Here is a 24,674-nt window from a genome sequence, read left to right on the forward strand (position 1 = left end):
CTAGATCCAGCCGCGATCCTTCAGCAGCGAGACGTTGGCGCGGCTGACCGGAGCCTCCAGGCCGTTGTCGAGCACCAGGCGCACGTTGCGCCCGTCGCGTTTCACCTCGGCCACGGCGCCGCGGGCGACCCACCAGCTGCGATGCACCTGCTCGCCTTCCAACCCGGACAGTTCGGCAACCGCATCGCGCATCCGCATCAGCACAAGGTCGCTGCCCAGCGCGGTATGCGCGCGCACGTAGTGGTCTTCCATCTCCAGCGCGATCAGGTCCGTCCCGATTTGCGCGGGCAGGCGATCGAGGAAGGCGGGAGCGCTTGCTTCCGTGTTCTGCACGGGCCCGGGTGCTTGCGCCGGCCCCGGGGCGGGACGCGGCGCGGGATGACGATTCAGCAAGTGAAACAGCACGGTGATGCCTGCGCCGATCACCAGCACGTTGAGATAGGTGCCGAAAGCCTCGCCCAGCTGCGGCCATCGGAAGTCGCGACCGACGAAACCCAGCGTCCAGATGGCCAGTGACATCGGAACGGTGGCGATCAGCACCGAAGCCATCCAGAGCGCCCATTCGGGGAAATCGAGTCGCCTGCCCCAGGGCACCACCAGGCCGTTGATGGGGAAATAGCAGGCATAGCCCGCAACCGCGAGGCCGACCCAGTAGACCAGCCGTTCCTCGATCGGATCGGCAAAGCTGCCGAACGGGCCGAGCAGCGCCAGTACCACGCCGATGACCAGCATGATCGACAGATCGATGATGAAGCGGCGCAGCTGCGGCGAACGCGAAGGGCCGGTATCGGTCATGGTGCGGGCGAGACTAGCGCCAGTTCGCGCTTCGTAAAGTGGCGTGTCCCCGGAAATCCGCGCTTTTCGCGAAGGATCGCGCCATCCGCCGCAGGCGCCGTTGCCGGCAAACCGGCAACGGGCATCACGGCGGGGCAAGCAACGAACCACACGGAGTTTCCGCAATGAATGCGCTGACCTATGCCAACCCGTTCCACCGGCCTTTCGGCACCCTCGATCTGGGACCGCTTACCCGCGGCCTGGTGATCGTGTCCGGCACCGTGATGAGCGTCCTGTGCGTGCTCGCCCTCGGCCGTGCGGTGCTGGGCCTCTCGCCCGACCTGCCGCATCTGCAGAACCTGGCCATCGCTTTCCACGTGACCACGGTCGTCCCCTGTGTTCCGCTGGGGCTCTACCTGCTGCTGGCCCCCAAGGGCACCGCCATGCACAAGCAGCTGGGCAAGCTGTGGGTGGCGCTGATGGTGATAACCGCCACCAGCACGCTGTTCATCCACGGCCTCGGCACCTTCAGCTGGATCCATATCTTCGTGCCGATCACCTACCGCGCGGCATGGATGACCGTCGCCAAGGCGCGCCGGGGAGACATCAAGGGACACCGCAACGAGATCGTCACCCTGTTCCTCGGCGCGCTGATGATCCCCGCCGTCTGGGCCTTCGCCATCGAGGGCCGCCTGATGCACGACATGCTGCTGGGCTGATGCCTAGCGCGGCCTTCGCAGCACCAGGTAGAGCGCACCCTCGCCCCCGTGGCGGCGGTGCGCGTTCCTGACGGCGGCGATGTCGGAGGCGTGCTGCCCCACGGCAAGCCAGTCGAGGATCTTGGCGCGGATGGCCCCGCGCTTCTCGCCCCGGTCGGCGGCCTGGACGGGACGCGGCTTGCCGGTCACCACCAGCACCAGCCGCGCGCCCATGGCCTTGGCCTGCACCAACCCGCTGTCGAGCCGGCGATAGGCCTGCTCGAGCGTGTGGCCATGCAGGTCGAGCGTGAAATCGGGCTGGGCACCGGCGCGCGACAGACGCCGCTCCCAGTGGGAATCGAGGCCCGGTCCGGGACCGGGCGCGGGTTTGGGCTGCTGGAGAGGGACGACAGGTTTCCTGGCCGACAGCTTCGTGGGCTGCGGAACTACCGGGCGCGCGTCTCCTGCCTGCTTCGCCTGGCCTTGCTTGCTCGCAGCGGGAGGATCGGGGCGCAGCGGCTTCACCGTTGCCGCCAGCTTGTTCCACAGCGCGGTTTCCTCCGGCGACAGGCCGCGCGGGGCGCGTCCGCTCACAGCCCCAGCCTTCGGGCGGAGGCACGCGGCAACAGCACGACGGCGCGTCCCCGCCCGCTCATGCTGCCAGCAACCTCGCGTGCGCGTTCGCCTGCGCCCCAGAAGGTATCGAAGCGGTTCGCCCCGGTAATCGCCCCGCCGGTATCCTGCGCTACCCACAGGCCGTCGGCCTCGTTCCTGTCGAGGTCGAGGAACACCGGCGCGCCGTAGGGCACGAAGTCGGGATCGACGGCGACGCTGTTTTCCGCGGTCACCGGCACCCCGATGGAGCCGAGCGGACCGATCTGCGCTGCCGGCCCGTCGAGCACGCGGAAGAAGACCCAGCTTTCGTTCTCGCGCATCAGCGCAGTGCCCGCTGGGGGGTTCTCGCGGATGTAGTCCATGATGCCCTGCATCGATCCGGGATACTGGCCCGGCCCGTCTCCCAGCAGCCCACGTTCGCGCATCAGCGCGCCGATGCTGGTGTAGGCGTGGCCGTTCTGCCCGGCATAGCCGATGCGAAGCACGTCGCCTTCGGGGCTGATCAGCTGGCCGCTGCCCTGGATCTGCAGGAAGAAGAATTCCAACGGGTCTGCCGCCCAGCCGATTTCCAGGCCGCGCCCTTGCAGCGCGCCGTCCTCTATTTCCGCGCGGGTATGGTATTCGACGCAGCGCCCGTCTGGCATGCGGCGAGAGAGGGGAGCGCGGCCTTCGCGCTCGCTTGCGGGAATCTCGTCGCGCCAGCAGCGCTCCAGATCGTCCGGCACGGCGTAGACCGGCACATCGTATCCCGGACGGCGCGTGCGGCTGCCGGCGATCTGCGGTTCGAAGTATCCGGTGGCAAAGCCCTGCCCATCACCAACGACGACCGGGGTGAAGTGCCGTGCGAAGAAAGCTGCGGCATCGGTGCGGGGCCAGTTGGCTGCGGCATCGCAGGGCGTAGTCCAGTCCTCCAGCCGGGTTAGGCCCGACAGGTCCTCCCGGCTGCGCGGCACGTGGCAACTGGCGACGAAGGCGCCCAGCGCGTTGCCGGCATCGACGGCCCGGATCGGCAGGCTTGCGAGCGAAGGCCCGGCGGCCACGCCGAGGCTGGCCGCGTTGTAAGCGATCGGACCTGGCTGCTGCGGCCCGCTCTCGGGCACGATGCGCGAACAGGCCACGACCAGCGCGAAGAGGGCAAGGCAGGAAAGAAGGCGCGCCGTGTTCACGCGCCGGGCCGCTATCAGCCCTGATCGGTCTCGTCGAGCAGCCACTGCGGATCGTTGCTGCGCACGTCGCGGCTGAACGTCCAGATGTCGCGGCTTTCCACGGCATCGTCCAGCGATCCCGCCACGATGTTGCCATCCCTGTCGCGGCTGAGGCTGGCGATGTCGGAGATGAACAGCACCGCGATGCGCGCGGTTCGTCCGTCGAGCTGCGCCGAATGGATCGTCGTGTCCTCGATGCGGATCAGGCGATTGTCCATGGTGATGCCCGCTTCCTCACGCTCGTCGATGACGGCAGCGAAGCTTTCGTACACGTCCTCGTCGCACAGCTCGCGCAGTTCGTCCTTGTCGCCGCGCCAGAACGCATCCAGCACCACTTCGTAGGCGCCCTTGGCACCTTCCATGAAGCCGAGCAGTTCGAAATTGCGATCCGCCGCGGAGATTTCGCGCAGGCCGCGTTCGATGGCGGGCGGGAAACCGGCGATGGCGCGTTCGTTCTGCGCGCTTTCGGCGTTGGGCTGCGTCAGGGTGTGCGGCGCGGACTGCTCGTCCGGCCGGTCGAACCGCTTGGTGGGAATGACCTCTTCCTCATGCTCGGCCCGACGGCCCAGCACCGAATAGAGGCGCATGCCGAGGAAGGCGGCAATCATGGCGAGGATGACGATTTCGATCATAATCACGCGGTAATCCCATTCTGTCCGCATCGAATTACGGCGGCGGACGCGCCCGACCACTATTGTGAACCAGATAGTGGCCAATATCAAATGAACAACCGTCCCTTAAGTATCCCTGAAGCGCGCAGGCCACACTTCGCCGCGCCATTGCGGCGCCGGGCAAGGGGTGATAGGCGCGCGCCAGCATTTATCCGCGCGATTCCAATGCGCACATCCAGCAGTGAAAGACGATCGATCATGGCCGACGAAGGCGACGTTCTCAAGAATCTCGACGATGCAGCGACTGCCGCCAGCAATGGCAACGACACGGCGCCCGTGGCCGGCATCATCTCGCAGTACGTGAAAGATCTCTCGATCGAGAATCCGCACGCCCCGCAGTCCTATCGCTGGCAGGACCAGCCGCAGATGGACGTGCAGTTCAACATCGGCGCCAAGCAGGCCAGCGACGACGTGACCGAGGTGGAACTGAAGATCACCGTCACCGCCAAGATGGAACAGGGCACTGCCTACATCGTCGACCTGGCCTATTGCGGGCTGGTGGGGATGCGCAACATGAACGAGGCGCAGAGCCACGCCTTCACCTATGCGGAAGCGCCGCGGATCCTGTTTCCGTTCGCCCGCCGCGTGGTGTCCGATGCGATCCGCGACGCCGGCTTTGCCCCGCTGATGCTCGATCCGATCGACTTCAACGGCCTCTATGTCCAGCGCATGCAGCAGCAGCGCACGGCCGAACAGGGCCAGGGCGGCACGGCTCCGGCGACGACGGGCGATACACCCGCCGGCGGCGAAGGCTGATTTCACCGATCAAGGCGGGCACTGACCGATGAGCCTGCTCAAGAACGTCGGCACGATCGGCTCGCTCACCATGGTGAGCCGCGTGGCGGGCATGGCGCGCGAGATGATCTTCGCGCGCGTGCTCGGCGCGAACGACGTGACGGATGCCTGGTTTCAGGCACTGATCATCCCCAACGTGTTCCGCCGCCTGTTCGCCGAAGGGGCCTTCTCGGCCGCCTTCGTGCCGATGTTCTCCAAGCGGCTGCACAGCAAGGATGGCGAGGACGGCCTGGACGAAGCGCGCAGCTTCTCGCAGGACGTCATATCGGTCTTCGTTCCGGTGCTGATCGCGCTGACGGCGATTTTCGAGATCGCCATGCCGGGCGTGATCTGGCTGCTGTCGGACAAGCCGATCAATCCCGACGAATTCGACTACGCGGTCGATTTCGCGCGGATCATGTTCCCCTACATATTCCTGGTCAGCGTGGTGACGCTGCTGACGGGCATGCTCAATTCCGTCTCCCGCTTCGGACCCGGCGCGAGCTTCCCGATCATTCTCAACGCGGTGCTGATCGCCACCCTTCTCTGGGTGGAAGCAACCGGCGGCGTGGAACAAAGCGTGGAGGCGATGGGCTATGTCGTCGCCTGGGCGATCCCGGTGGCGGGCGTGCTGCAGCTCGCCTGGCTGGTCTACTGGGCGCATGTCGAGGGGTTTCGCCCCCGCTGGATAAGCCGGCCCAGGCTGACGCCCGAGGTTAAGCGACTGGGCATCATCGCCCTGCCCGCGGCGATCGGCGGCGGCGCCTACCAGATCAACACGCTGCTGCAGGTCTACTTCCTCAACCAGCTGGAAGGCAGCGCGGTGAGCTGGATGAACTATGCCGACCGGCTGAACCAGCTGCCGCTGGGCATCATCGGCATTGCCCTTTCCACCGCCATCCTGCCCACGCTTTCCAAGTTCGTGGGCGCGAACGACAAGCAGGGCGCGGCCCGCGTGCAGTCCAACGCCATCGAGCTTGGCATGCTTCTCACCCTGCCCGCGGCCGTTGCACTGGCGATCTGCGCCGTGCCGTTCATCACCATGATTTTTCAGGGCGGCCGCTTCGATGCCGCCGATGCCGCGATAACCGGCAACGTGCTGGCGGTGCTGGTGGCGGGGCTGCCTGCCTACGTGCTGGTAAAGGTCCTGGTGCCCAGCTTCTACGCCCGCAGCGATACGCGCACGCCGGTCTATGCCGCCTTTGCCGCGCTGGTGGTGTTCGTCGGTTTCAACGTGGCCTTCCTGCAGCGTTTCGGCGTGGAAGGCGTGGCGGCTGCCAGCGCCATCGGCGCATGGCTCAACTGCGGCATCCTTTACGCGGTGCTGCAGGCGCGCGGGCATTACCGGCTCGACTGGCCGCTGCTGGGGCGGCTTGCCCGGCAACTGATCGCCGCCGCCGCAATGGGCGCGGCCTTGTTCTATGCCCGCGACTTGCTAACGGAGTTCTATGCCGCCGGGCTGTTCGCACGGCTGCTGGCGCTGGGCGCGCTCGTCGCCTGCGCCGTCGTCGTCTATTTCGGCGTTGCCTTCGCCATCGGCGCGGTCAGCCGGGAACGCATCGCCATATTCATGAAGAAGAGAGAGCCGAAAGTCTCATGATCGTCGTATCGGGAATCCAGCCCACCGGGAACCTGCACCTTGGCAATTACCTCGGCGCGATCCGCAACTGGGTAAAGATGCAGGACGAGATGGATGCCCGCGCTCAGGCAGCCGAAGGCGGCAGCGCACAGGAATCGAGGTGCCTGTTCTTCCTGGCCGACCTGCACGCCCTCTCGCAGCCGCACGTTCCCGCCGAACTGCACGCGAACTCGCTGGAGATGACCGCCGCGCTGGTCGCCTGCGGCCTCGACCCGTCGCGATGCGTGCTGTTCAACCAGGCGCAGGTGCCCGCCCATGCCGAGCTGCAATGGCTGCTGATGGGCACCGCGCGCATGGGATGGCTCAACCGCATGACCCAGTGGAAGGACAAGGCCGGCAAGAACCGCGAGGGCCAGTCCGTCGCACTGTTCAGCTACCCGGTGCTGCAGGCAGCCGACGTGCTGCTTTACCAGGCCACCCACGTGCCGGTGGGCGAAGACCAGAAGCAGCACCTGGAACTGGCCCGCGACATCGCGCAGAAGTTCAACAACGACTTCGCTTCCGAGGGCGATCCGGTCTTCACCCTGCCCGAACCCTTCATCCCGCCCGCCGCCGCGCGCATCATGAGCCTGCGCGACGGAACGAAGAAGATGAGCAAGTCGGACCCGTCCGAGATGAGCCGCATCGCCCTTGCCGACGATGCCGACACCATGGCGCAGAAGGTGAAGAAGGCGAAGACCGATCCCGAACCCCTGCCCAGCGAGGTCGAAGGGCTGGAGGGCAGGCCTGAGGCGCTGAACCTGGTGACGATCTACGCCGCCCTGACCGAAACCACGCCCGAGGCGGTGCTGGCCGAGCATGGCGGACAGGGCTTCGGCCAGTTCAAGCCCGCGCTGGCGGAGCGGATGGTCGAGACGCTCGGCCCCATTCGCGATCGATTCGTGGCGCTGAAGCAGGATCGGGAGGAACTCGATGCGATTCTTGCACGCGGCGCGTCGCGCGCACGCGAACTGTCGGCGCCTACGCTCGACAGGGCCTACAAGTCGCTGGGCCTCGTGAGAGGCTGATTTCCGGTCAATCTCACTGAAATCGCTGAACTTTTGGCCTAAACCAGTTCAACTTCGGTTCACTCTGCCCTTGCTATTGCACCAGTCATCGCAGAATCATGCGCGCTGGAGCTGAGGAGCCTCGCGCGCTGCCGCAGCAAGTGAGAGAGTTTGAAATGCTGAAATCCCTGTTTAACCCGAAAGGTGCGAAGCTGGCCGCCGTGCCCGCCCTGGCGCTTGGCCTTGCCGCCTGTGCCACGCCGTTCCGAGCGGACGTGTCTCGCTTCGAAAGCCAGCTGCCTGCACCGCAGGGACAGAGCTTCTTCGTCGTGGCCGACGATCCTGCCCTGGCCGGCGGTCTCGAGTTCGCGCTCTATGCCGACGAGGTGGAGGAAGAGATGGCGCAGCTGGGCTATGTCCAGGCCGCCTCGCCCGAAGACGCCACCCTGCTTGTCCGCTTCGACTACGGCGTCGACGACGGGCGCGAGCGAATCCGTTCGACCGGCTTCGGCTACGGCTATCGCGATCCGTTCTACAGCCCGTGGCGCAGCTATGCCCGCCCTGTCGTCTTCCGCGACCGTGATGGCAACCGCCGCGTGGCCTATGTCCACGACCGGGCATGGGGCTTCGGCTGGCATGACCCGTTCTTCAACCGCGGGCCGGACATCACCAGCTACACCGTCTACACCAGCGGCATCGACCTGAAGATCGACGACGCGGCGACGGGCGAGCGACTGTTCGAGGGCAAGGCCCAGGCCGCATCCACCTCGGATCGCCTGCAGTACCTGGTGCCCAACCTGGTGGAAGCCATGTTCACCGATTTCCCGGGCAACTCCGGCGAAACCGTGCGCATCTCCATCGCCCCGGAAGACCAGCCGGTGCGCCGCAACGAGCGGTAAGGCGCAGCCAGACCGGAACATGCGAAAGGGCGGCCCTCCGATCCGGTGGGCCGCCCTTTTCTTATGCGATTCAGCAAGCTATTCTCCGCGCAAGGGGGGATGTCGCATGATCGCACCGAAATGGATGGCGGCCGTAATCGGCGCAGCCATGCTGTTCGCCACGGGGCCTGATGCACAGGCACAGGAGCGCGTGCTAGAGCCGCTGGACGAGTGGAACTGGGGCAAGACCGACGAATACTGCGGCCTCGTCCGCAACTTCGGCGATGCCGACAGCCCGGTTCGGATGGTGATCTACAGCTACGGCCCGACGGGCAGCTATCGCATCATGATCAGCGGGGATGACCTGCCGCGCAACGACGAGGCCGCCGAACAGGGCAGCGCTGCCTTCGGCGATGTCGAGGACATGCAGAACATCCACATGATCGTGGGGAAGCGCGGCGATGGCGGGGAGATCAACTTCGTCGTCCATCGCGCGTCCGGCCTGCACTTCGTCTATGCCTGGTCGGGAGAGAGCGACACGCGCGGAAGCATCCCGCTCGATCCCGACGCGACGCGGGTCAGTTTCGATACGCCCGAGATGGAGCCGGTCACGCTGATGCTCGGCTCGCTGGAAAGCCCCCTGGCAGACCTGCGTGCCTGCGAGCAGGAATTGATGGCGGGCTGGCAGGTCGATGTCGTCACGCCGGAAGCCGTCGCCACGCCGGCTACGATCGACAACATCTCTGTCGTTGCCCAGGCGATCCGCAGGCCCCCCGCCATGCTGGTGAACAGGGCCAGCCAGCTCATGCAGCTCCGCCTTGTCATCGACGCGGAAGGAAACGCGACCGATTGCGTTTTGCAATCGCCCAACTGGCGCGATCGCGATGTGCGCGGCGTATGCACCGCATTTACCGGCCCTGGCGAGTATACGGCTGCCCGCAACGCCGCGGGAGAGGCTGTGCCCAGCCTCCTGCGCGCTTCATACCTGATGCTGATCTACGACTAGGACGCGCGGGCCCAAGGCTATCGCGTGCGCTGCAAGGCCAGCGCCACGCAGGTAACGAACACCGCCGCTTCCAGCGCCGAACTTGTGGTCAGGCTCGCCTGGCCGAACTGCGGTTCTCCCAGCAACGCGCCCAGGCCGTCGATCCGCAGCCGCGAATCGGCCACCGTGTGATCCAGCAGCAGCAGACTGCCTGCCATCAGCCTGCCGCCGGCCAAGGCCAGCAGCGCGCCTCCGGACGCGCCCAGCAGCGCCGCCAATGCAGCGCCCTTCCATCCGCGGTATCGCAGGGTGAGCGCGCAGGCTCCGCCCGCCAGCATGCCGACCACGCCGCCTTCGAGGAGCCCCGTCACCGGACCGACCCCAACCCCTGCCAGCACCTCGAACAGGTCCACCCCCACGAGGCGTCCCAGCGCGCCGACGACAATGCCGCCGATGCCGCCGCCAAGCGTCAGCGTCGCCGTGCTCGTCCCGCGCAGGGCGGTGGCAAGCGCCATGCCAATTCCCACGCCGGCGCCGCCCAGTACGCCCACTGCTAGGCACAATGCCACCATGGCGAGAAACAACGCGCTGCCCGCCCCCTCGTCCTGCGAGGAAAGCAGAAGACCATAAAGCAATCCGCCGAACACGCCTGCCAGCGCGCCGCCGATGGTGGATGCCGCGGCGATGCGGCCCGCGGATCGGTGCGCCGGCATGGCCGGGGGTGCGTCGGGCTCGGCTTGCCCCTCGAGCGATCCGACGAAGCGGTAGCCGTGCTTGGGAACGGTGGCGATGAAGCGCGGGCTCGCGGCATCGTCGTCCAGCGCGCGGCGCAGGGTGCGGATGCACTGGGTCAGCGCCTCGTCCGTCACCGGCACGCCGCGCCATACCTCGTCCATGAAGCGATCCTTGGAAACCAGCGCGCCGCGCGCTTCCACCAGCAGCGTCAGCGCGTCGAAATAGCGACTGCCGATCTCCACCTCGTGCCCGCCCCGCGTGAGCCGGCGATTCGCGCGGTCGAGCGCGAAACGGTCGAAATGGAGAATGGCGGCCTCGTCCTGCATCCAGTGCCGATTCCTATGCCAGCAAAAAGGATAGCGGAAGGTTTTCAGCGATTGCTCACGATTTCCTCATGCCGCTCACCCGCGCTGCGCGGCAGTTTGGCGAGGTCAATCGAAAGGATTTTGCCATGACAGTCGAGACCCGATCTTCCCGCTCCCTGCTCAATGGCTGGCGCATCGCCGGCTGGGGCAGCGCGCTGGCGCTGCTGCTGCTTCCCGCGGTCGCCATGCAATTCACCGCCGAAGTGAACTGGACGCCGTTCGACTTCCTCGCGGCGGCGCTGATGCTGCTGTTCCTTGGCGGCGCAATCGAGCTGGCGGTGCGCACCGCCCGCACCCTGCCAGCCAGGGCCGGCCTGATGATCGCCGGCCTTGCCGCCTTCCTCACGTTCTGGATCAACGGTGCCGTGGGCTTCATCGGCTCGGAGGATGAAGCGCTCAACCTCGGTTTCTACTGGCTGGTGCTGGCCGCGCTGCTGGCCACGCTCTTGGCCTGGCTCCGTCCATCGAGGATGCGCTGGATCATGGGCGCGATGGGCCTGGCCCAGCCGCTGATGGGAGTGCTGGCTCAGCGAATGATGCCAGGACACGCCGTGGAATGGGGCGTCCTGCTGTTCTTCGCCGCGATCTGGCTGGCATCGGCGGCATGCTTCCACCGCGCGACGATTCAGGAGCGGTCCTAGAGCGCGCCGTGTCCGCCGGTGGAACCGAAGCCGCCCGCCCCGCGCGCGGTTTCGTCCAGGCTGTCCACTTCGTCCCACGCTGCCAGGGTGACCGGGGCCAGCACCAGCTGCGCGATCCGGTCGCCACGCTCTATGGCGAAATCGTTAGCCGAGTGGTTGATCATGATGACCTTCACCTCGCCCCGATAGTCGCTGTCGATGGTGCCCGGCGTATTGGGCACGGATATTCCGTGCTTCAGCGCCAGACCGGAGCGCGGACGCACCTGGATTTCGTATCCCGGCGGAATGGCGACGGCGAACCCGGTGGCCACCGCGTGGCGCGAGCCTGGCCCCAGGATGATGGCCTCGGCCGCCACCACGTCCATGCCCGCCGCGCCGTCGGTGGCGTAGGCGGGCAGGTCCAGTCCCTCGCCATGCGGCAGGCGCTTGATCTTCACGGGCACGCGGCCGGGGACAGGCTCAGTCATCCTTGTTCAGTTTCTCCGCAATTTCCTCGATCAGCTTGGTGGCGACGTCCTGCTTGGTCATCGGATCCCAGTGCTCCACCTTGCCTTCGCGCACCAGGTGCACCTGGTTGCTGTCGCCGCCCATCACTTCGCCCGAGACATCGTTGGCGACGATCCAGTCGACGCCCTTGCTCTTGCGCTTCTTGCGGGCGTTTTCGACCACGTCGTTGGTTTCGGCGGCAAAGCCGATCAGCAGGTCGGGCCGCTTGGGATTGGCGGCCACGCTGGCAAGGATGTCGGGGTTTTCGGTCAGCACCAGCGCGGGCGGCGCGGAACCGCGCTTCTTGATCTTGACGGCATTGTAATCCTTCGTGCGCCAGTCGGCGACGGCGGCCACCATGACCGCGGCATCCACCGGCAGCGCGTCGCGCACGGCCTTGGCCATGTCTTCCGCGCTTTCCACGTCGATGCGCTCCACGCCCAGCGGCGTGCGCAGGTGCACCGGCCCCGCGACCAGCGTGACCTTCGCTCCGGCTGCTGCTGCTGCGGCGGCGATGGCAAAGCCCTGCTTGCCGCTGGACCTGTTGGCCAGGTAGCGCACGGGGTCGATCGCTTCGTGCGTGGGGCCGGCGGTGACGAGCACGTGTTTGCCGTAGAGCGGACGGTGCTCGATATCCTGCTCGAACCCCGGCTGGCCCGCCAGCGGATCGAAAGTGTCGATCGGGTCGAGTTCGGGCGACTGCACGTGGCCCGGCTCCAGCGGATTGACCGGGGCCGCGGCTTCCTCGCCCTCGAACGGCTGCGGTGCTTCCTGCCTCGCGTTGACCTCGTGGTTGATCGCCTCGCGGTCGGTCGGCGGGGCGGCCTTGGCCTTGCCCTTGGTCGCCATCAGGTGTTCGGAGCCGGTGTAGTCCGGTTCGGGCAGGTCCGGCCCGGTATTAAGGGCGTTTTCGCCTTCCAGCTCGCCGTCTTCCAGTTCCTCGCCTTCGAAGGTGACGTCGTCCTCGTCAACCTTGCGCGGGGTGGAGCGCGGGATGATGCTGGCAAGCATTCCGGCCAGGCCGCCGGGATGGTCCTTGCCCAGGTCCGCGTCGTCCTCGTAATCTTCCTCCTCCGCACCCGCTTCGAAGGCGCGCAGGTATTCCTCGATGTCGGCCCCCGCGACGCCGGGATCGAGACCCAGCATGTCGGCGATTTCCAGCCAGACCATTTCCGGCTCGGGCAGGCGTCCGGGGCCGAATTCACCGCAGGCCATCGCGCCCTCGTCGGGCGTCATCACCCGCACTCCCGCTTCGCGCAGCGATTCGATGTTGCGCTGCGTCGCCTCGTGCTCCCACATCTTCACGTTCATGGCGGGCACGGCGAGCACTGGCTTGTCGGTGGCGAGGATCAGCGTGGTGGCCAGATCGTCGGCGATGCCGGCGTTCATCTTGGCCATCAGGTCTGCCGTGGCAGGACAGACGACCACCAGATCGGCATCGCGCGAAAGCTGGATATGGCCGATCTCGGCCTCGTTCTTCAGGTCCCACAGGGATGTGTGGACCTGGTTGCCGGAAAGGGCGGCCAGCGCCATCGGCGTGACGAACTGCGCACCGCCCTGCGTCAGCACGCAGGAGGTCTCACCCCCACCCTTGGCGATCAGGCGGACGAGCTCGCACGACTTGTAGGCGGCGATGCCGCCGCCCACCACAAGCAGGATTCGAGGACTGGTCGACTGTCCCTCCTGTTCCATCACGTCAATCCGCTGCTCAAGCATCGGTTCATAGGCCCGCTAATAGTCCAAGCAGTCCTCATGGCAAATCTTGGTTAAGGTTGCCTTTCCCTTTTCGCGCCGGTCTTTGGAGAAAGTTTTCCGCTGGATAGGCCTCGGCCCGTCTGCCCGGCGTGGCGATCAGCCGATCAGCCCGGCGAGGCCTGCCGCCCAGACGGCCGCCCCGCCCAGCACGGCGGCGATGCCATAGCCCACCCAGGCCCTGCCTTCGCGGCGGCGTTCCCAGACCAGCTCGACCTCGGGCAGCGGCGGGGGTTCCGGCGCGCCGCCCTTGGGCGGAAAACGGTCTTCTATCCGGCGCAACAGGTCGGGAAGGCGCAGCAGGGTGTCGATATCGGTGCGGATACGGTTGGCGATCGCCGCTTCCGGACCCAGTTCGTCGCGAATCCAGCTGCGCACGTAGGGGGCGGATACGTCCCACATGTTGATCTTCGGATCGAGCTGCGTTGCGATGCCCTCGACCATCACCATGGTCTTTTGCAGCAGCAGCAGGTGCGGCTGGGTCTGCATGTCGAAATCGCGGGTGATGGCGAACAGGCCGTCCAGCATCTGGCCCACCGAGAGCTCGCTTACCGGCTTGCCGCGCATGGGTTCGCCCACGGCGCGCAGCGCGGTCGCGAATTCCTCTACCGAGTGATAGCTGGGGACGTATTGCGCCTCGAAATGGATTTCGGCCACGCGGCGGTAGTCGCCCGTGATCAGGCCGTAGAGAATTTCGGCCAGCCATTGCCGCGCGCGGCGATTGATCCGGCCCATGATGCCGAAGTCGATGGCCGCGATGGTGCCGTCCGCCTTCACGAACAGGTTGCCCTGATGCATGTCGGCGTGAAAGAATCCGCCGCTGATCGCCTGGGTGAGGAAGGCCAGCACCAGCCGCCGCGCCAGGTCCGGAAGGTCGTGCCCGGCCTCTCGCAGTTCGTCGGTCTTGCTGATCTTCACGCCGTCGATCCACTCGATCGTCAGCACGCGGCCGTTGGTACGGTCCCAGTCGATCTCCGGAATGCAGTAGCCGTCCACCCCGCGCATGGTTTCCGTCAGTTCGGACGCGCTGGCGGCCTCGCGGCGGAAATCCAGTTCGGAATTGGTCCAGCGCTTGAAGTTGGCGATGGTCAGGCGCGGGCGCAGGCGGCGCGCCTCGCCGCCCATGGCTTCCAGGTGCGCGGCGGCCCATTCGTAGGTGGCAATGTCGCGCTCGAACTTTTCGCGGATGCCGGGGCGCAGCACCTTGATCGCGACGACCTTGCCGTCGGTCGTGATGCCCTTGTGAACCTGCGCGATGGAGGCCGCGCCTACCGGATCGGGATCGACTTCGCTGAATATGTCCTCAAGCGGACGCTCGAAGCTGTCCTCGATCTGCTTGCGGATCGCCGCGAAGGGCACCGGCGGCAGGCTGTCCTGCAGGCTCAGCAGGTTCCTGGCCGCCTCGTCTCCCACCAGGTCTGGCCGGGTGGCCAGGGTCTGCCCCAGCTTGATGGCGGCGGGGCCGATCTCGCGGAAGGCGCCGGCATAGTCGGGCTCGCGCGATTTGAGCGTGCCGATGCTGAAGACGGCGATCAGCCGCTTGACCGGTGCAGGCGTGTTCGGATCGTTCTGGATACCGCGCAGGGCGCCGTGCCGCGCAAGGATGCGCGCCCACTTGCCAAGCCGCCAGACATGAGTGGCAGGTCTTGCCACCCCTTCAGACTTTCCAGCCCGAATGGATGCACACCGCGCCGCCGAGGATCTTCTCGACCCTCGTCCGCGCGAAACCCGCATCCCTGATCATCGCCTCGAACTCGGCGGGCCTGGGAAAGCGGCGGATCGATTCGGCGAGGTAGCGATAGCTGTCCTCGTCCCCGGCGATGGCCTTGCCGATCTTGGGCATCAGCTTGTGGGAATAGGCGTCGTAGACCTCCTTGAATCCCGGCCACTCGGTGGTGCTGAATTCCATGCAGTAGAACCGCCCGCCGTATCTCAGCACGCGGTGCGCCTCGCGCAGGGCCTTGTCGATGTGGGTCACGTTGCGGATGCCGAAGACGATCGTGTAGGCATCGAACTGCCGGTCGGGATAGGTCAGCGTCTCGGCATTCTGGCACGACCACGAAAGGCCATCCAGCCCCCGTTCCATCGCGCGCTCTATGCCTACGTCCAGCATGTCCTGGTTGATGTCGGCCACCACCACCTCTGCCCCGCGCGCAGCCATGCGGAAGGCGATGTCTCCCGTGCCGCCTGCCATGTCGAGGATGGCCTCGCCCGGTTGCGGCTTCACGCGGCGGACGAACTGGTCTTTCCACAACCGGTGCATGCCGCCCGACATGGCATCGTTCATGATGTCGTACTTGCGGGCGACGTTGGAAAAGACGGCGCCCACGCGGACGGTCTTCTCTTCCGGGGCGACGTCTTCGTAGCCGAAGGAGACTGTGTCGGTCATGGCAGCCCACTTAGGGGCAATTGCCCGCAGCGCAAAGGGTGATAAAGGGCTGCCCCATGCCGGAGCTTCCCGAAGTCGAAACCACCGTGCGGGGCCTCGCGCGTTTCCTCGAAGGGGAGCGGATCGAGCGCGTGGTGCTGGGCCGGCCGGACATGCGCTTTCCCTTCCCCGAAGGATTGGGCCAGGCCCTGACAGGAGCGCGCGTGACGACGCTGGGACGCCGCGCCAAGTATGGCCTTATACATACGGACCGTGCGCACACGATGATCTTCCACCTCGGCATGAGCGGGCGGTGGCGGATCGACCCGGAGGCCGCGGACCGGCACGACCACCTGCTGCTGGAGACCGCCGATCACCGCTTCGCGCTGAACGATCCGCGCCGCTTCGGTTACGTCGACCTCGTCGAGACACAGGCGCTGGAGAGCTGGCCCGCCTTCGCCGCCATGGGGCCGGAGCCGCTGGGAGACGGGCTGACGGTGGATCACCTGCGCGCCGCGATCAGGGGGCGGAAACAGGCGATCAAGCTGCTGCTGCTGGACCAGCACGTGGTGGCGGGCCTTGGCAACATATACGTGTGCGAGGCGCTGCACCGCGCCGGCATCCACCCGCGCAAGGCCGGCGGCCGCGTCTTTCGTCCCGCGCTGGAGCGGCTGGTTCCGGCCATCCGCGACGTGCTGCAGCAATCCATTCTCGATGGCGGATCGACCCTGCGCGACTATGCCCGTCCCGACGGCGAGCTTGGCTACTTCGCCACCCGCTTCAAGATCTATGGGCGCGAGGGCGAGGCATGCGTGACTTGCGCCCAGGGCACCGTGCGGCGCATAGCGCAGGGCGGGCGCAGCACCTGGTTCTGCCCGGCCTGCCAGAAATAGCGGGTTTGGCGCGCCCGGTGCCTGCAGAGGCGGCCGCGCAAACAAACCTTGCATTTTCGCCCCTGACGCACTAATTGCGCCGCTTTCCGGCGGTTCGCTGCCGATTCAGCTAAACACATAAACGAAGATGCAAGGGCGGTGCCGCTGCCCGAAACAAGGACAGACATGGCCAATACGCTGCAATCCAAGAAGCGCATCCGTCGCAACAACCGCCGCTCCGAAATCAACGGTGCGCGCAAGAGCCGCATCCGCGGCTTCATCAAGAAGGTCGAAACGGCCTGCACCGAAGGCAAGAAGGACGAGGCCCAGGCCGCGCTGAAGCAGGCGCAGCCCGAGATCGCCAAGGGCGTTGCCAAGGGCGTGCTGCACAAGAACACGGCGGCCCGCAAGATGAGCCGTCTGAGCAAGCGAGTCTCCGCTCTCTGATTCGGATTTGGCCGACATGATTCGGCCTTGCTGAAGTCGCTTCGGCAGAACGAAATCGGAACACGATATCGAAGGGGCCGGTGGTTTTTCCACCGGCCCTTTTCGCATGTGCAAAAGGGATGCTGACCCCTTGAGCTTAAGTCTAGGAAATCTCGCGATTCGCCAGACTGTCACACGGAAATCGCTGTTTTTCAGTGGCTTGCACGCAAGTCTGCGGCACTGCGGGGTGTCAATGGCCATTTTTTAAATATTTTTGACAGCCGCTACTTGAGCTTCCTTCGGTAAGGTTCATAACAGTCTTCCGGCCGCGAGATTACCATCGCGGCCATCAACAGACGGGCGGTCGACAAGTGGTTCGGTGAGGGGAAAATGCCTTCGCCGGATGGGGAAGTTTTGTCGCAGGTCGACGCCTTTGACGGGGCATATCGGGCAGGCCGAATTAACGAGCATTGGGGTAATAATAAGATGATTCGGATGGGGCCGCATGGCGGGCGCAATCAATCGGCGAAACGTGAGGATGTTGAAGCAAAGATGGAAGAGCAGGAAGCGATCGATCTCGCAGCCGACTGGGCGGACATCAGCCAGGGCCTGCGAAAGGATCTCGGTCACCAGCTCTTCACCCAGTGGATCAAGCCGATCCAGCTGGGCAAGCTGAACCACGAGACGGGCACGCTCGACCTTTTCCTGCCGACGGAATTTTCCGCCAGCTGGGTGGAGGATCGCTATCACGATCGCCTGTCGCTGGCATGGAAGATCGCCAGCAGCGAAGTGCGTCACATCTCCATCAAGGTGCACCCCGGTCGCCGCAAGATCGCCGACCTCGATCTTCGCGGGCAGGACGGCTTCGGCCACCGCGCCGCGAACGACGCCAGCCTGGCGATGGAATCGATCGGCGATGACGGCTTCACCGCCAGCGTCGGCCTCGACCCGACGCAGACCTTCGCCGCCTTCGTCACCGGCAGCACCAACGTGCTGGCCAAGAACGCAGCCGAGCGCATGTCGCGCGCCGAGAAGCCGCAGTTCAGCCCGCTCTACCTCAAGGCCGCCACCGGCCAGGGCAAGACGCACCTGCTGCACGCCATCGGCCATGCCTACCTGCAGACGCACCCGCGTGCGCGCATCTTCTACTGCTCTGCCGAGCGGTTCATGGTGGAATTCGTGCAGGCCCTGAAATCGAACGAGATGATCGAGTTCAAGGCCCGCCTGCGCGGTTTCGACCTGCTGCTGGTGGACGACATCCAGTTCATCATCGGCAAGGCCTCGGCGCAGGAGGAACTGCTCTACACGATCGACGCGCTGCTGGCCGAGGGCAAGCGGCTGGTCTTCGCCGCCGACCGTGCCCCGCAGGCACTGGACGGCGTCGAGCCGCGCCTGCTCTCCCGCCTGTCGATGGGCCTGGTGGCCGACATCCAGCCCGCCGATATCGAGCTTCGCCGCGCGATCCTCGAATCCAAGCTGACCAAGTTCGCGCCGTTGGAAGTGCCCGGCGACGTGATCGACTTCCTCGCCCGCACCGTATCGCGCAACGTGCGCGAACTGGTGGGCGGCCTGAACAAGCTGATCGCCTATGCCCAGCTGACCGGGCAGGAAGTCTCGCTGCAGCTGGCCGAGGAACAGCTGACCGACATCCTGTCGGCCAACCGTCGCCGGATCACCATCGACGAGATCCAGCGGACCGTCTGCCAGTTCTATCGCATCGACCGCGCGGAAATGAGCAGCAAGCGCCGCGCCCGCGCGGTGGTGCGTCCGCGCCAGGTGGCGATGTATCTTGCCAAGGTGCTCACTCCGCGCAGCTACCCGGAAATCGGGCGCAAGTTCGGCGGCCGCGATCACTCGACCGTGATCCACGCCGTGCGCCTGATCGAGGACCTACGCCAGCGCGACGCCGACATGGACGGCGACGTGCGCAGCCTGCTGCGGCAGCTGGAAAGCTGATCGAACGCCTTCCCGCGGGCCCTGGCCCCGGGAAGGTTTTCCACCTGATATCGACAGTCGCTCCACGGCGTGCCAACAGCGCTGTCCCATGTCAGACGCACCGCACCCCCTCACCGAAGAACGGCTCGACCGCTTCGCCCGCCACATCGTGCTGCCCGAAATCGGCGGCGCGGGACAGGCGGCGCTCGCACGTTCGCACGTCGTGCTGGTGGGCCTCGGCGGGATCGGTGCCCCGGCGTTGCAATACCTCGCCGGAGCGGGCGTCGGGCAACTTACCCTGATCGACGACGACAAGGTCTCTGCCAGCAACCTGCAGCGCCAGACGATCTACACGACGCGCGACATCGGCCACGGCAAGGCGGTGTCCGCGCGCCGCTGGCTGGCGAACTTCGACGAGAAACTTAGCGTCTCGATCCACGACCGGCGCATCGGCGCAGAAAATGTCGGGACCATGATAGAGGGTGCCGACCTGGTGCTCGACGGTACGGACAATTTCGCCACGCGTCTGACCGTTTCCGACGCCTGCGTGGCCGCCGGAATCCCTCTGCTTTCCGCCGCCGTGGGCCGTTTCCAGGGCCAGGTCGGTGCCTTTGCCGGGCACAGGCCCGATCAGAGCTGCTACCGCTGCTTCGTGGGCGATGCCTTCGATGCCGAGGACTGCGATACCTGCGCCGAGGACGGGGTGCTGGGCGCCATGGTCGGCTGGGTCGGCACCTTCGCCTCCATGCAGGCGATCCGCCTGCTGGTGAGCGGGAGCGGCGCGATGGGCGATCCCCAATACGGCATGCTGCACCTGATGGACGGACTGAAGCCCGGCATGCGCACGCTTTCCATTGCGAAGGACCCGGGCTGTTCGGGCTGCTCCGCCACCTGAACGCGTCACCGCCGATTGACACGGCGGCATGTAAGGCCGACACTTCAATGCGTCAGGGGGGCGGCCAGTGCTAGGGGTCGCATGGGTCGCCCGTCCCTTTGGCCGGCACGCCGTGGTGGCGTGCGTCTTACCAAAGGGGAATATTATGAAAAAGCTTGCACTTGGCACATTGGCGGCAGCAATCGCGCTTACGACCGTGTCCACACCGGCTGCGGCGCAACTTCGTGAATACGAAGACTACGAATATTCCGATTCGGTGGTGGAATTGACCACCGTGCGCGTCGATCCTGGCCAGATGGACACATATCTGGAGGGTCTGCGGCAAACATGGGTTGCCGCCAACGAGGTCGCCAAGGGCCTCGGACATATCGAAGATTACGGCATCTACGCCAACATGGCGCCGGCCGGCGATTCCTTTCACCTGCTGCTGGTGATCGAGTTCCCGGGCGAGAACCTGCAACCCTCGCGCGCACGCTATGACGCGTTCATGACCGCCTGGGGCAATGCCAACATGGAAAGTTCCAACGAAACGGTCACCAATCTCTACAACGAGATTCGCGAGATCGGCGGAGTCTACCTGACCCGTGAAATCGAGATGATGCCGAACTGAATGAACTGACGAACACGCCGCCGGGCCACTCGGTCCGGCGGCAGCGTCGGTTGGCCTGCTCTTCCTCGACACATAGACCGGGCCGGTGTCAGTCCATCATTGCCCGGCCATTTCCGCGCGAACCAACTCCGCGAGTTCCACGGCAGAGCGTTCCTGCTGCATGGAATCGTCTCGTAGCCTTTGCTGCAAGGCACCCATGGCGTGGAGTGACTCGGCAATCTCCGGTCGCGCGATGACCCGGCGCAGGAATTCGTCGCGATCGAATTCGATCCCGGCGGGGAGAACGGGATCGCTCGCCATTGCGTTTGCACGCGCCCAGCTGGCCTGGTCACGGGTCAGCACGCCTCTGATGGCATCGTTGTATGCCATCTGCTCGGCACGCAGCAGGTCGTTCCACTGCCTGCCCGCCTCCATCAGCTCATAGTAACCCGCCAACCGGCGCTTGAAATCGGCATCGTCGATGGATCCGAGAGCGCCGGTGCTGATCATCTCGTCATAGGTCGTGGAAGTGGCGTCGGGGATGTAGGCATACCCGGCGAGCAGCAAGGCAGTAAGCAACCTGCCGTCACTGATCGCCGACGCCCCGGCATCGCCGGCGATACTCATGAGGACGACATCGGCCGCCTCGTCGATGGCATCCGCGTTGCGGACCCCTCGACGGCCAGTCTCGGCATCGGCCTCGAGGTCGATCAACAATTGCTCGTTGTAGGCCTGGCTGCGTTCAAGCTGGAGGCGATGGTCATTCCAGTTGGCGACCTGGATGGCGATGAAGACGCCGCTCACGACGATAAGGAAATCGAGGACGACCGCGGTCCAGTTCTGCTCCCTGAGATTCTCTGCCAGGCGCCGCAACCGCATCAGACTTCCCCCTTGCCCGTCCAGACTCGCGTCAGGCCGATATTACCCCAGTATCTCGTCGACCCAAACAGGCACCAGTTCGCTGGCAGCGCCCAGCCGCGTCTCGTCGAAATGGCGGCTGCCCAGGCTCTCTTCCAGGTTCAGCTCCAGCGTGCGCGCGCCGTTCGCGCCCGCCTTTTGCACGAATCCTGCGGCGGGGTAGACCGCGCCGCTGGTGCCGATGGAGACGAACAGGTCTGCCCGCGCCAGTGCGTCGAAGATCCGGTCCATCTGGTAGGGCATCTCGCCGAACCAAACGATGTCGGGGCGCATCGCCACTTCGCCGCAGGCGGGGCATGAAGGGCCGTCGCCCAGCGATCCTTCCCAGGCGTGGCGCGCGTCGCAGGCCCGGCACCACGCGCTCAACGCCTCACCGTGCATGTGCAGCACGCGCGATGCCCCGCCGCGTTCGTGCAGGTCGTCGATGTTCTGCGTGACGATCAGCAGTTCGCCAGAAAACTCGCGGTCCAGTCGGCCCAGCGCCTCGTGCGCGGGATTGGGCCTGGCGGCGCGGATCTGCGTGCGGCGTTCGTCGTAGAAGCGCTGGACCAGCGCCGGGTCGCGGGCGAACCCCTCGGGCGTGGCGACTTCCTCGACCGGATGGTTTTCCCACAGGCCGTCCTCGGCGCGGAAGGTCTTCAGCCCGCTCTCGGCGGAAATCCCCGCCCCTGTCAGGATCACGATGTTGCGGATATCGGTCATGACGCGCATGAAGCACGGGAACGACAGGAGTATCAATGGCGCGCATCGGGATCATCGGCAGCGAAGGACGCATGGGACAGGCCATCGCCGAGGTCCTGGAGAGAGGCGACCACGCCTGCGCAGGCGGGGTGGACAGGGATCACGATCCCGCAGACCTTGCGGGCCATGCCGATGCCCTGGTGGATTTCTCCGCCCCCGGCGCGCTGGCCGAAAACCTGGCCGCGGCGAAGAAGGCCGGCGTGCCAATCCTGATCGGCACGACCGGGCTCGACGATACCCATCACGCCGCGATCGACGATGCCGCCCACGCCATTCCCGTCCTGCAGACCGGCAACACCTCGCTGGGCGTCACCCTGCTGGCGCACCTGGTGCACGAGGCCGCCGCCCGGCTTGGGCCGGACTGGGACATAGAAGTGCTGGAAATGCACCACCGGATGAAGGTGGACGCGCCCTCGGGCACGGCCCTGCTGCTGGGCGAGGCGGCGGCCGATGCGCGCGGCATCGCCCTGCAAGGCAACAGCGAAAGCGGGCGTGACGGGCATACCGGCAGGCGGACCGAGGGAGCGATCGGTTTTGCCGCGCTGCGCGGCGGCACCGTGGCGGGAGAGCATTCGGTGATCTTCGCGGGAGAGCAGGAGCGCATTACCCTTTCCCATTCGGCGGAAAGCCGCGCGATCTTCGCCCGCGGCGCAGTGAAGGGCGCCGCCTGGCTGATCGGCAAGCCGCCGGGCCGCTATACGATGCGGGACGTGCTGGGCCTCGACTAGGCCCGACGACAAGGGGGGGTAAGATATGACGGCAAGCCGGGTCGAACTCGAGACGCAGGCGTGGATGGATACGCTTAGCACGCAGGAACTAGCGCTGGCGCGCGACTACACCACGGGCAACCACTGGCTGATCCTTGGCGGACTGCTGGTTTCCGCGCTGGTCGCCTGGCTCATCGTACGCAGCGGCGTGCTCGACAAGGTGGCGGATCGCCTCGGCAATCGCGGCTGGGCACTGCGCACCTTCCTTGTCGCGGCGGTGTTCATCGTGGTGGATACCCTGATCAGCCTGCCGTGGTCGATCTACAGAGGATGGTGGCGAGAAAGTGCCTACGGTCGCACCAGCCAGCCGCTGGGCGACTACCTGGCGCAAGGCGCGATATCGCTGCTGCTCACCGCCCTGATCGGCGGCCTGTTCCTGCTCGGCGTCTACTGGCTGATCCGCAAGACGGGGCGCTGGTGGTGGGCATGGGGCGGCGCGCTGGTGGCGGCGGGCGTTTCCTTCATGCTGCTGCTCTCGCCCGTGCTGATAGAGCCGCTGTTCAACCAGTACGAACCCATCCCCGAAGGCGAGGTGCGCGAGGCCGTGCTGGCGCTGGCGCAGGATGCCGGCGTGCCGGAGGACCGTGTTTTCATGTTCGACGGGTCGCGTCAGTCGAACAATTTCACCGCCAACGTCTCGGGCGTCGGCGGCTACGCGCGCATCGCCATATCGGACGTTGCCATGGACGAGGCCTCGCTGGACGAGGTGGTTGCCGTGACGGGGCACGAGATCGGTCACTACGTTCTCGGCCACGTCTGGCGCAGCATCGCCGTCATCAGCTTGCTGGCCGTGGCTATCTTCTGGCTGACGGCGCGGCTCTACCCGTGGTTCGCCCGCAAGTTCGGCACCGACGCACCCCTGGCGGACCCGCGCGGCCTGCCGGTTTTCGTCTTCGTCCTGAGCCTGCTTTTAATCCTCGCCCAGCCGATCACCAACACCATGACCCGCATCGGCGAGCGCGAGGCGGACGCCTATTCTCTGGCCACCGCGGGGCTGCCCGATGCGCTGTCGGGCGCGCTGATCAAGACGGCGGAATACCGCTATCCGCTGGCCGGCCCGGTGGAAGAGGCGCTGCTCTACACACACCCGACCGTCGAAAACCGCATCCGCGCGGCAATGGAATGGAAGGTGCGGAACGAAAACAGCGCCGGCGGCGGCCCATGACCGGGACACTGCGCCGCCGCGTCTTTTGCCAGCTGTTCGCCTCCGCCAACCCCGATGGCAAGCTGACGCTCACCAACCAGATACTCATCGCCGTCATCCTCGCCTCCGTGGTGATGGCGGTGCTGGGCACCGAGGCCGCGATAGCCAGCGAGCGCCGGCAGTTCTTCATCGGTGCGGAAATGCTGTTCGGCGTGGTGTTTCTGGTCGAATACGTCGCCCGCGTGTGGTCCGCTGCCGAAAGGCAGGGCGATGAATCCAAGTGGCGCAAGCGGCTTGGATTCATCATCTCGCCCTTCGGCCTGCTGGACCTCGCCGTGGTGCTGGCCTCGCTGTTCCCGCTGCTCGTCACCGGTGCGCCGCTATTCCGCCTGCTTCGCGTGCTGCGACTGGCGGCGCTGATGAAATTCGGCCGCTTCAGCATGGCGCTGCGTGAACTGGGCGGAGCCATTTCGGAGCGGCGGTACGACCTGTTCGTCACGCTGGCGCTGGCAGGTGCCCTGCTGCTGTTCGGCGCGGCGGCGCTGCACTGGGCGGAAGGGCGCGTGCAACCCGAGGCCTTCGGTTCCATCCCGCGCGCGATGTGGTGGGCGATCATCACCCTGACGACGGTCGGCTACGGAGACGTCTCGCCCATCACGCCGCTGGGCAAGGTGCTGGCGGCGATGGTGGCGCTGGGCGGCATCGGGCTGGTAGCAATGCCCACCGGCATCATCGCAGCCGCCTTCTCGGATGCGATGCAGCGCCACCGCGAAAAGACAGAAGCCGTCCGCCACGCGCAGAACCATCACGATTGA

General features: G+C 66.0%; 26 protein-coding genes. 15 read left to right on the plus strand and 11 right to left on the minus strand.

The annotated features are described in order from the left end of the window. The gene (locus AAA989_RS04660) at positions 1-795 is read right to left on the minus strand and encodes a LytTR family DNA-binding domain-containing protein (RefSeq protein WP_338241474.1); all 795 of its coding nucleotides are present in this window, start codon (positions 793-795) and stop codon (positions 1-3) included. Between the two features lie 164 nt (positions 796-959). Between AAA989_RS04660 and AAA989_RS04665 the strand changes: the two genes are divergently transcribed. Continuing rightward, entirely contained in the window at positions 960-1,493 is a 534-nt protein-coding gene (locus AAA989_RS04665; protein ID WP_338241475.1) for a DUF2306 domain-containing protein, read from the plus strand. A gap of 3 nt (positions 1,494-1,496) precedes the next feature. Here AAA989_RS04665 and AAA989_RS04670 read toward each other — a convergent pair whose 3' ends face one another. Genes AAA989_RS04670 through AAA989_RS04680 form a run of 3 tightly spaced genes read right to left on the minus strand, consistent with a single transcriptional unit; the run spans position 1,497 to position 3,927 of the window. Then, positions 1,497-2,066, minus strand: a complete 570-nt coding sequence (locus AAA989_RS04670) for a Smr/MutS family protein (RefSeq protein WP_338241477.1) — start codon at positions 2,064-2,066, stop codon at positions 1,497-1,499. Next, the gene (gene mltA, locus AAA989_RS04675; RefSeq protein ID WP_338241479.1) at positions 2,063-3,253 is read right to left on the minus strand and encodes a murein transglycosylase A; all 1,191 of its coding nucleotides are present in this window, start codon (positions 3,251-3,253) and stop codon (positions 2,063-2,065) included. The genes AAA989_RS04670 and mltA overlap by 4 nt, the downstream gene beginning before the upstream one ends. A 14-nt stretch (positions 3,254-3,267) precedes the next feature. Further along, on the minus strand, positions 3,268-3,927 hold the full coding sequence (locus AAA989_RS04680) for a Tim44/TimA family putative adaptor protein (RefSeq protein WP_338242182.1): 660 nt from the start codon (positions 3,925-3,927) through the stop codon (positions 3,268-3,270). Between the two features lie 234 nt (positions 3,928-4,161). Here AAA989_RS04680 and secB point away from each other — a divergent pair, with 234 nt between their 5' ends. From secB to AAA989_RS04705, 5 genes are all read left to right on the plus strand, one after another. Further along, the gene (gene secB, locus AAA989_RS04685; protein WP_338241482.1) at positions 4,162-4,719 is read left to right on the plus strand and encodes a protein-export chaperone SecB; all 558 of its coding nucleotides are present in this window, start codon (positions 4,162-4,164) and stop codon (positions 4,717-4,719) included. Positions 4,720-4,747: 28 nt separating this feature from the next. Then, entirely contained in the window at positions 4,748-6,337 is a 1,590-nt protein-coding gene (gene murJ / locus AAA989_RS04690) for a murein biosynthesis integral membrane protein MurJ (RefSeq protein WP_338241483.1), read from the plus strand. After that, positions 6,334-7,383 (plus strand): tryptophan--tRNA ligase, encoded by a 1,050-nt coding sequence (gene trpS, locus AAA989_RS04695; protein ID WP_338241485.1) that lies wholly within the window; start codon positions 6,334-6,336, stop codon positions 7,381-7,383. Before murJ ends, trpS begins: the two co-directional genes overlap by 4 nt. A gap of 155 nt (positions 7,384-7,538) precedes the next feature. Then, positions 7,539-8,261, plus strand: coding sequence for a DUF4136 domain-containing protein (locus AAA989_RS04700; RefSeq protein ID WP_338241487.1), 723 nt, complete (start codon positions 7,539-7,541; stop codon positions 8,259-8,261). Between the two features lie 106 nt (positions 8,262-8,367). Further along, a complete protein-coding gene (locus AAA989_RS04705; protein ID WP_338241488.1) occupies positions 8,368-9,246 on the plus strand; it encodes a hypothetical protein in 879 nt (292 codons plus the stop codon). Between the two features lie 17 nt (positions 9,247-9,263). Here AAA989_RS04705 and AAA989_RS04710 read toward each other — a convergent pair whose 3' ends face one another. Then, positions 9,264-10,286 carry a winged helix-turn-helix domain-containing protein gene (locus tag AAA989_RS04710; RefSeq protein ID WP_338241491.1) on the minus strand — a complete coding sequence of 341 codons (1,023 nt, stop codon included), beginning with the start codon at positions 10,284-10,286 and terminating at the stop codon, positions 9,264-9,266. Positions 10,287-10,411: 125 nt separating this feature from the next. Between AAA989_RS04710 and AAA989_RS04715 the strand changes: the two genes are divergently transcribed. After that, positions 10,412-10,966: a hypothetical protein gene (locus tag AAA989_RS04715; RefSeq protein WP_338241493.1), complete on the plus strand. Its 555-nt coding sequence runs from the start codon at positions 10,412-10,414 to the stop codon at positions 10,964-10,966. On the opposite strand, the gene dut is transcribed toward AAA989_RS04715, so the two are convergent. The 4 genes from dut to AAA989_RS04735 form a co-directional block, all read right to left on the minus strand. Next, the gene (gene dut / locus AAA989_RS04720) at positions 10,963-11,433 is read right to left on the minus strand and encodes a dUTP diphosphatase (protein WP_338241494.1); all 471 of its coding nucleotides are present in this window, start codon (positions 11,431-11,433) and stop codon (positions 10,963-10,965) included. The genes AAA989_RS04715 and dut overlap by 4 nt on opposite strands. Continuing rightward, complete coding sequence (locus tag AAA989_RS04725) at positions 11,426-13,144, minus strand: bifunctional phosphopantothenoylcysteine decarboxylase/phosphopantothenate synthase (protein WP_338241496.1); 1,719 nt, start codon at positions 13,142-13,144, stop codon at positions 11,426-11,428. The genes dut and AAA989_RS04725 overlap by 8 nt, the downstream gene beginning before the upstream one ends. A gap of 159 nt (positions 13,145-13,303) precedes the next feature. Next, the gene (gene ubiB / locus AAA989_RS04730) at positions 13,304-14,857 is read right to left on the minus strand and encodes a 2-polyprenylphenol 6-hydroxylase (RefSeq protein ID WP_338241497.1); all 1,554 of its coding nucleotides are present in this window, start codon (positions 14,855-14,857) and stop codon (positions 13,304-13,306) included. A gap of 4 nt (positions 14,858-14,861) precedes the next feature. After that, positions 14,862-15,593: a class I SAM-dependent methyltransferase gene (locus AAA989_RS04735; protein ID WP_338241498.1), complete on the minus strand. Its 732-nt coding sequence runs from the start codon at positions 15,591-15,593 to the stop codon at positions 14,862-14,864. Between the two features lie 56 nt (positions 15,594-15,649). On the opposite strand from AAA989_RS04735, the gene mutM reads away from it, so the two are divergent. From mutM to AAA989_RS04760, 5 genes are all read left to right on the plus strand, one after another. Next, positions 15,650-16,465: a bifunctional DNA-formamidopyrimidine glycosylase/DNA-(apurinic or apyrimidinic site) lyase gene (gene mutM, locus AAA989_RS04740; RefSeq protein WP_338241499.1), complete on the plus strand. Its 816-nt coding sequence runs from the start codon at positions 15,650-15,652 to the stop codon at positions 16,463-16,465. Positions 16,466-16,630: 165 nt separating this feature from the next. Further along, positions 16,631-16,891, plus strand: coding sequence for a 30S ribosomal protein S20 (gene rpsT / locus AAA989_RS04745; RefSeq protein ID WP_338241500.1), 261 nt, complete (start codon positions 16,631-16,633; stop codon positions 16,889-16,891). Positions 16,892-17,422: 531 nt separating this feature from the next. After that, a complete protein-coding gene (dnaA, locus tag AAA989_RS04750) occupies positions 17,423-18,826 on the plus strand; it encodes a chromosomal replication initiator protein DnaA (protein ID WP_338241502.1) in 1,404 nt (467 codons plus the stop codon). A gap of 88 nt (positions 18,827-18,914) precedes the next feature. Then, positions 18,915-19,700 (plus strand): HesA/MoeB/ThiF family protein, encoded by a 786-nt coding sequence (locus tag AAA989_RS04755; RefSeq protein ID WP_338241504.1) that lies wholly within the window; start codon positions 18,915-18,917, stop codon positions 19,698-19,700. Positions 19,701-19,845: 145 nt separating this feature from the next. Beyond that, the gene (locus tag AAA989_RS04760) at positions 19,846-20,310 is read left to right on the plus strand and encodes a hypothetical protein (RefSeq protein WP_338241506.1); all 465 of its coding nucleotides are present in this window, start codon (positions 19,846-19,848) and stop codon (positions 20,308-20,310) included. A 96-nt stretch (positions 20,311-20,406) separates the two neighbouring features. Here AAA989_RS04760 and AAA989_RS04765 read toward each other — a convergent pair whose 3' ends face one another. Beyond that, on the minus strand, positions 20,407-21,168 hold the full coding sequence (locus tag AAA989_RS04765) for a hypothetical protein (protein ID WP_338241507.1): 762 nt from the start codon (positions 21,166-21,168) through the stop codon (positions 20,407-20,409). Positions 21,169-21,210: 42 nt separating this feature from the next. Further along, positions 21,211-21,909, minus strand: coding sequence for an NAD-dependent deacylase (locus AAA989_RS04770; RefSeq protein WP_338241510.1), 699 nt, complete (start codon positions 21,907-21,909; stop codon positions 21,211-21,213). Positions 21,910-21,944: 35 nt separating this feature from the next. Here AAA989_RS04770 and dapB point away from each other — a divergent pair, with 35 nt between their 5' ends. Genes dapB through AAA989_RS04785 form a run of 3 tightly spaced genes read left to right on the plus strand, consistent with a single transcriptional unit; the run spans position 21,945 to position 24,674 of the window. Continuing rightward, complete coding sequence (dapB, locus tag AAA989_RS04775; protein ID WP_338241512.1) at positions 21,945-22,676, plus strand: 4-hydroxy-tetrahydrodipicolinate reductase; 732 nt, start codon at positions 21,945-21,947, stop codon at positions 22,674-22,676. Between the two features lie 25 nt (positions 22,677-22,701). Further along, positions 22,702-23,880 (plus strand): M48 family metallopeptidase, encoded by a 1,179-nt coding sequence (locus tag AAA989_RS04780; RefSeq protein ID WP_338241514.1) that lies wholly within the window; start codon positions 22,702-22,704, stop codon positions 23,878-23,880. After that, positions 23,877-24,674, plus strand: coding sequence for a potassium channel family protein (locus tag AAA989_RS04785; RefSeq protein WP_338241517.1), 798 nt, complete (start codon positions 23,877-23,879; stop codon positions 24,672-24,674). The genes AAA989_RS04780 and AAA989_RS04785 overlap by 4 nt, the downstream gene beginning before the upstream one ends.

The sequence above is a fragment of the Aurantiacibacter hainanensis genome (assembly GCF_036321025.1).
Lineage (GTDB): Bacteria > Pseudomonadota > Alphaproteobacteria > Sphingomonadales > Sphingomonadaceae > Alteraurantiacibacter > Alteraurantiacibacter hainanensis.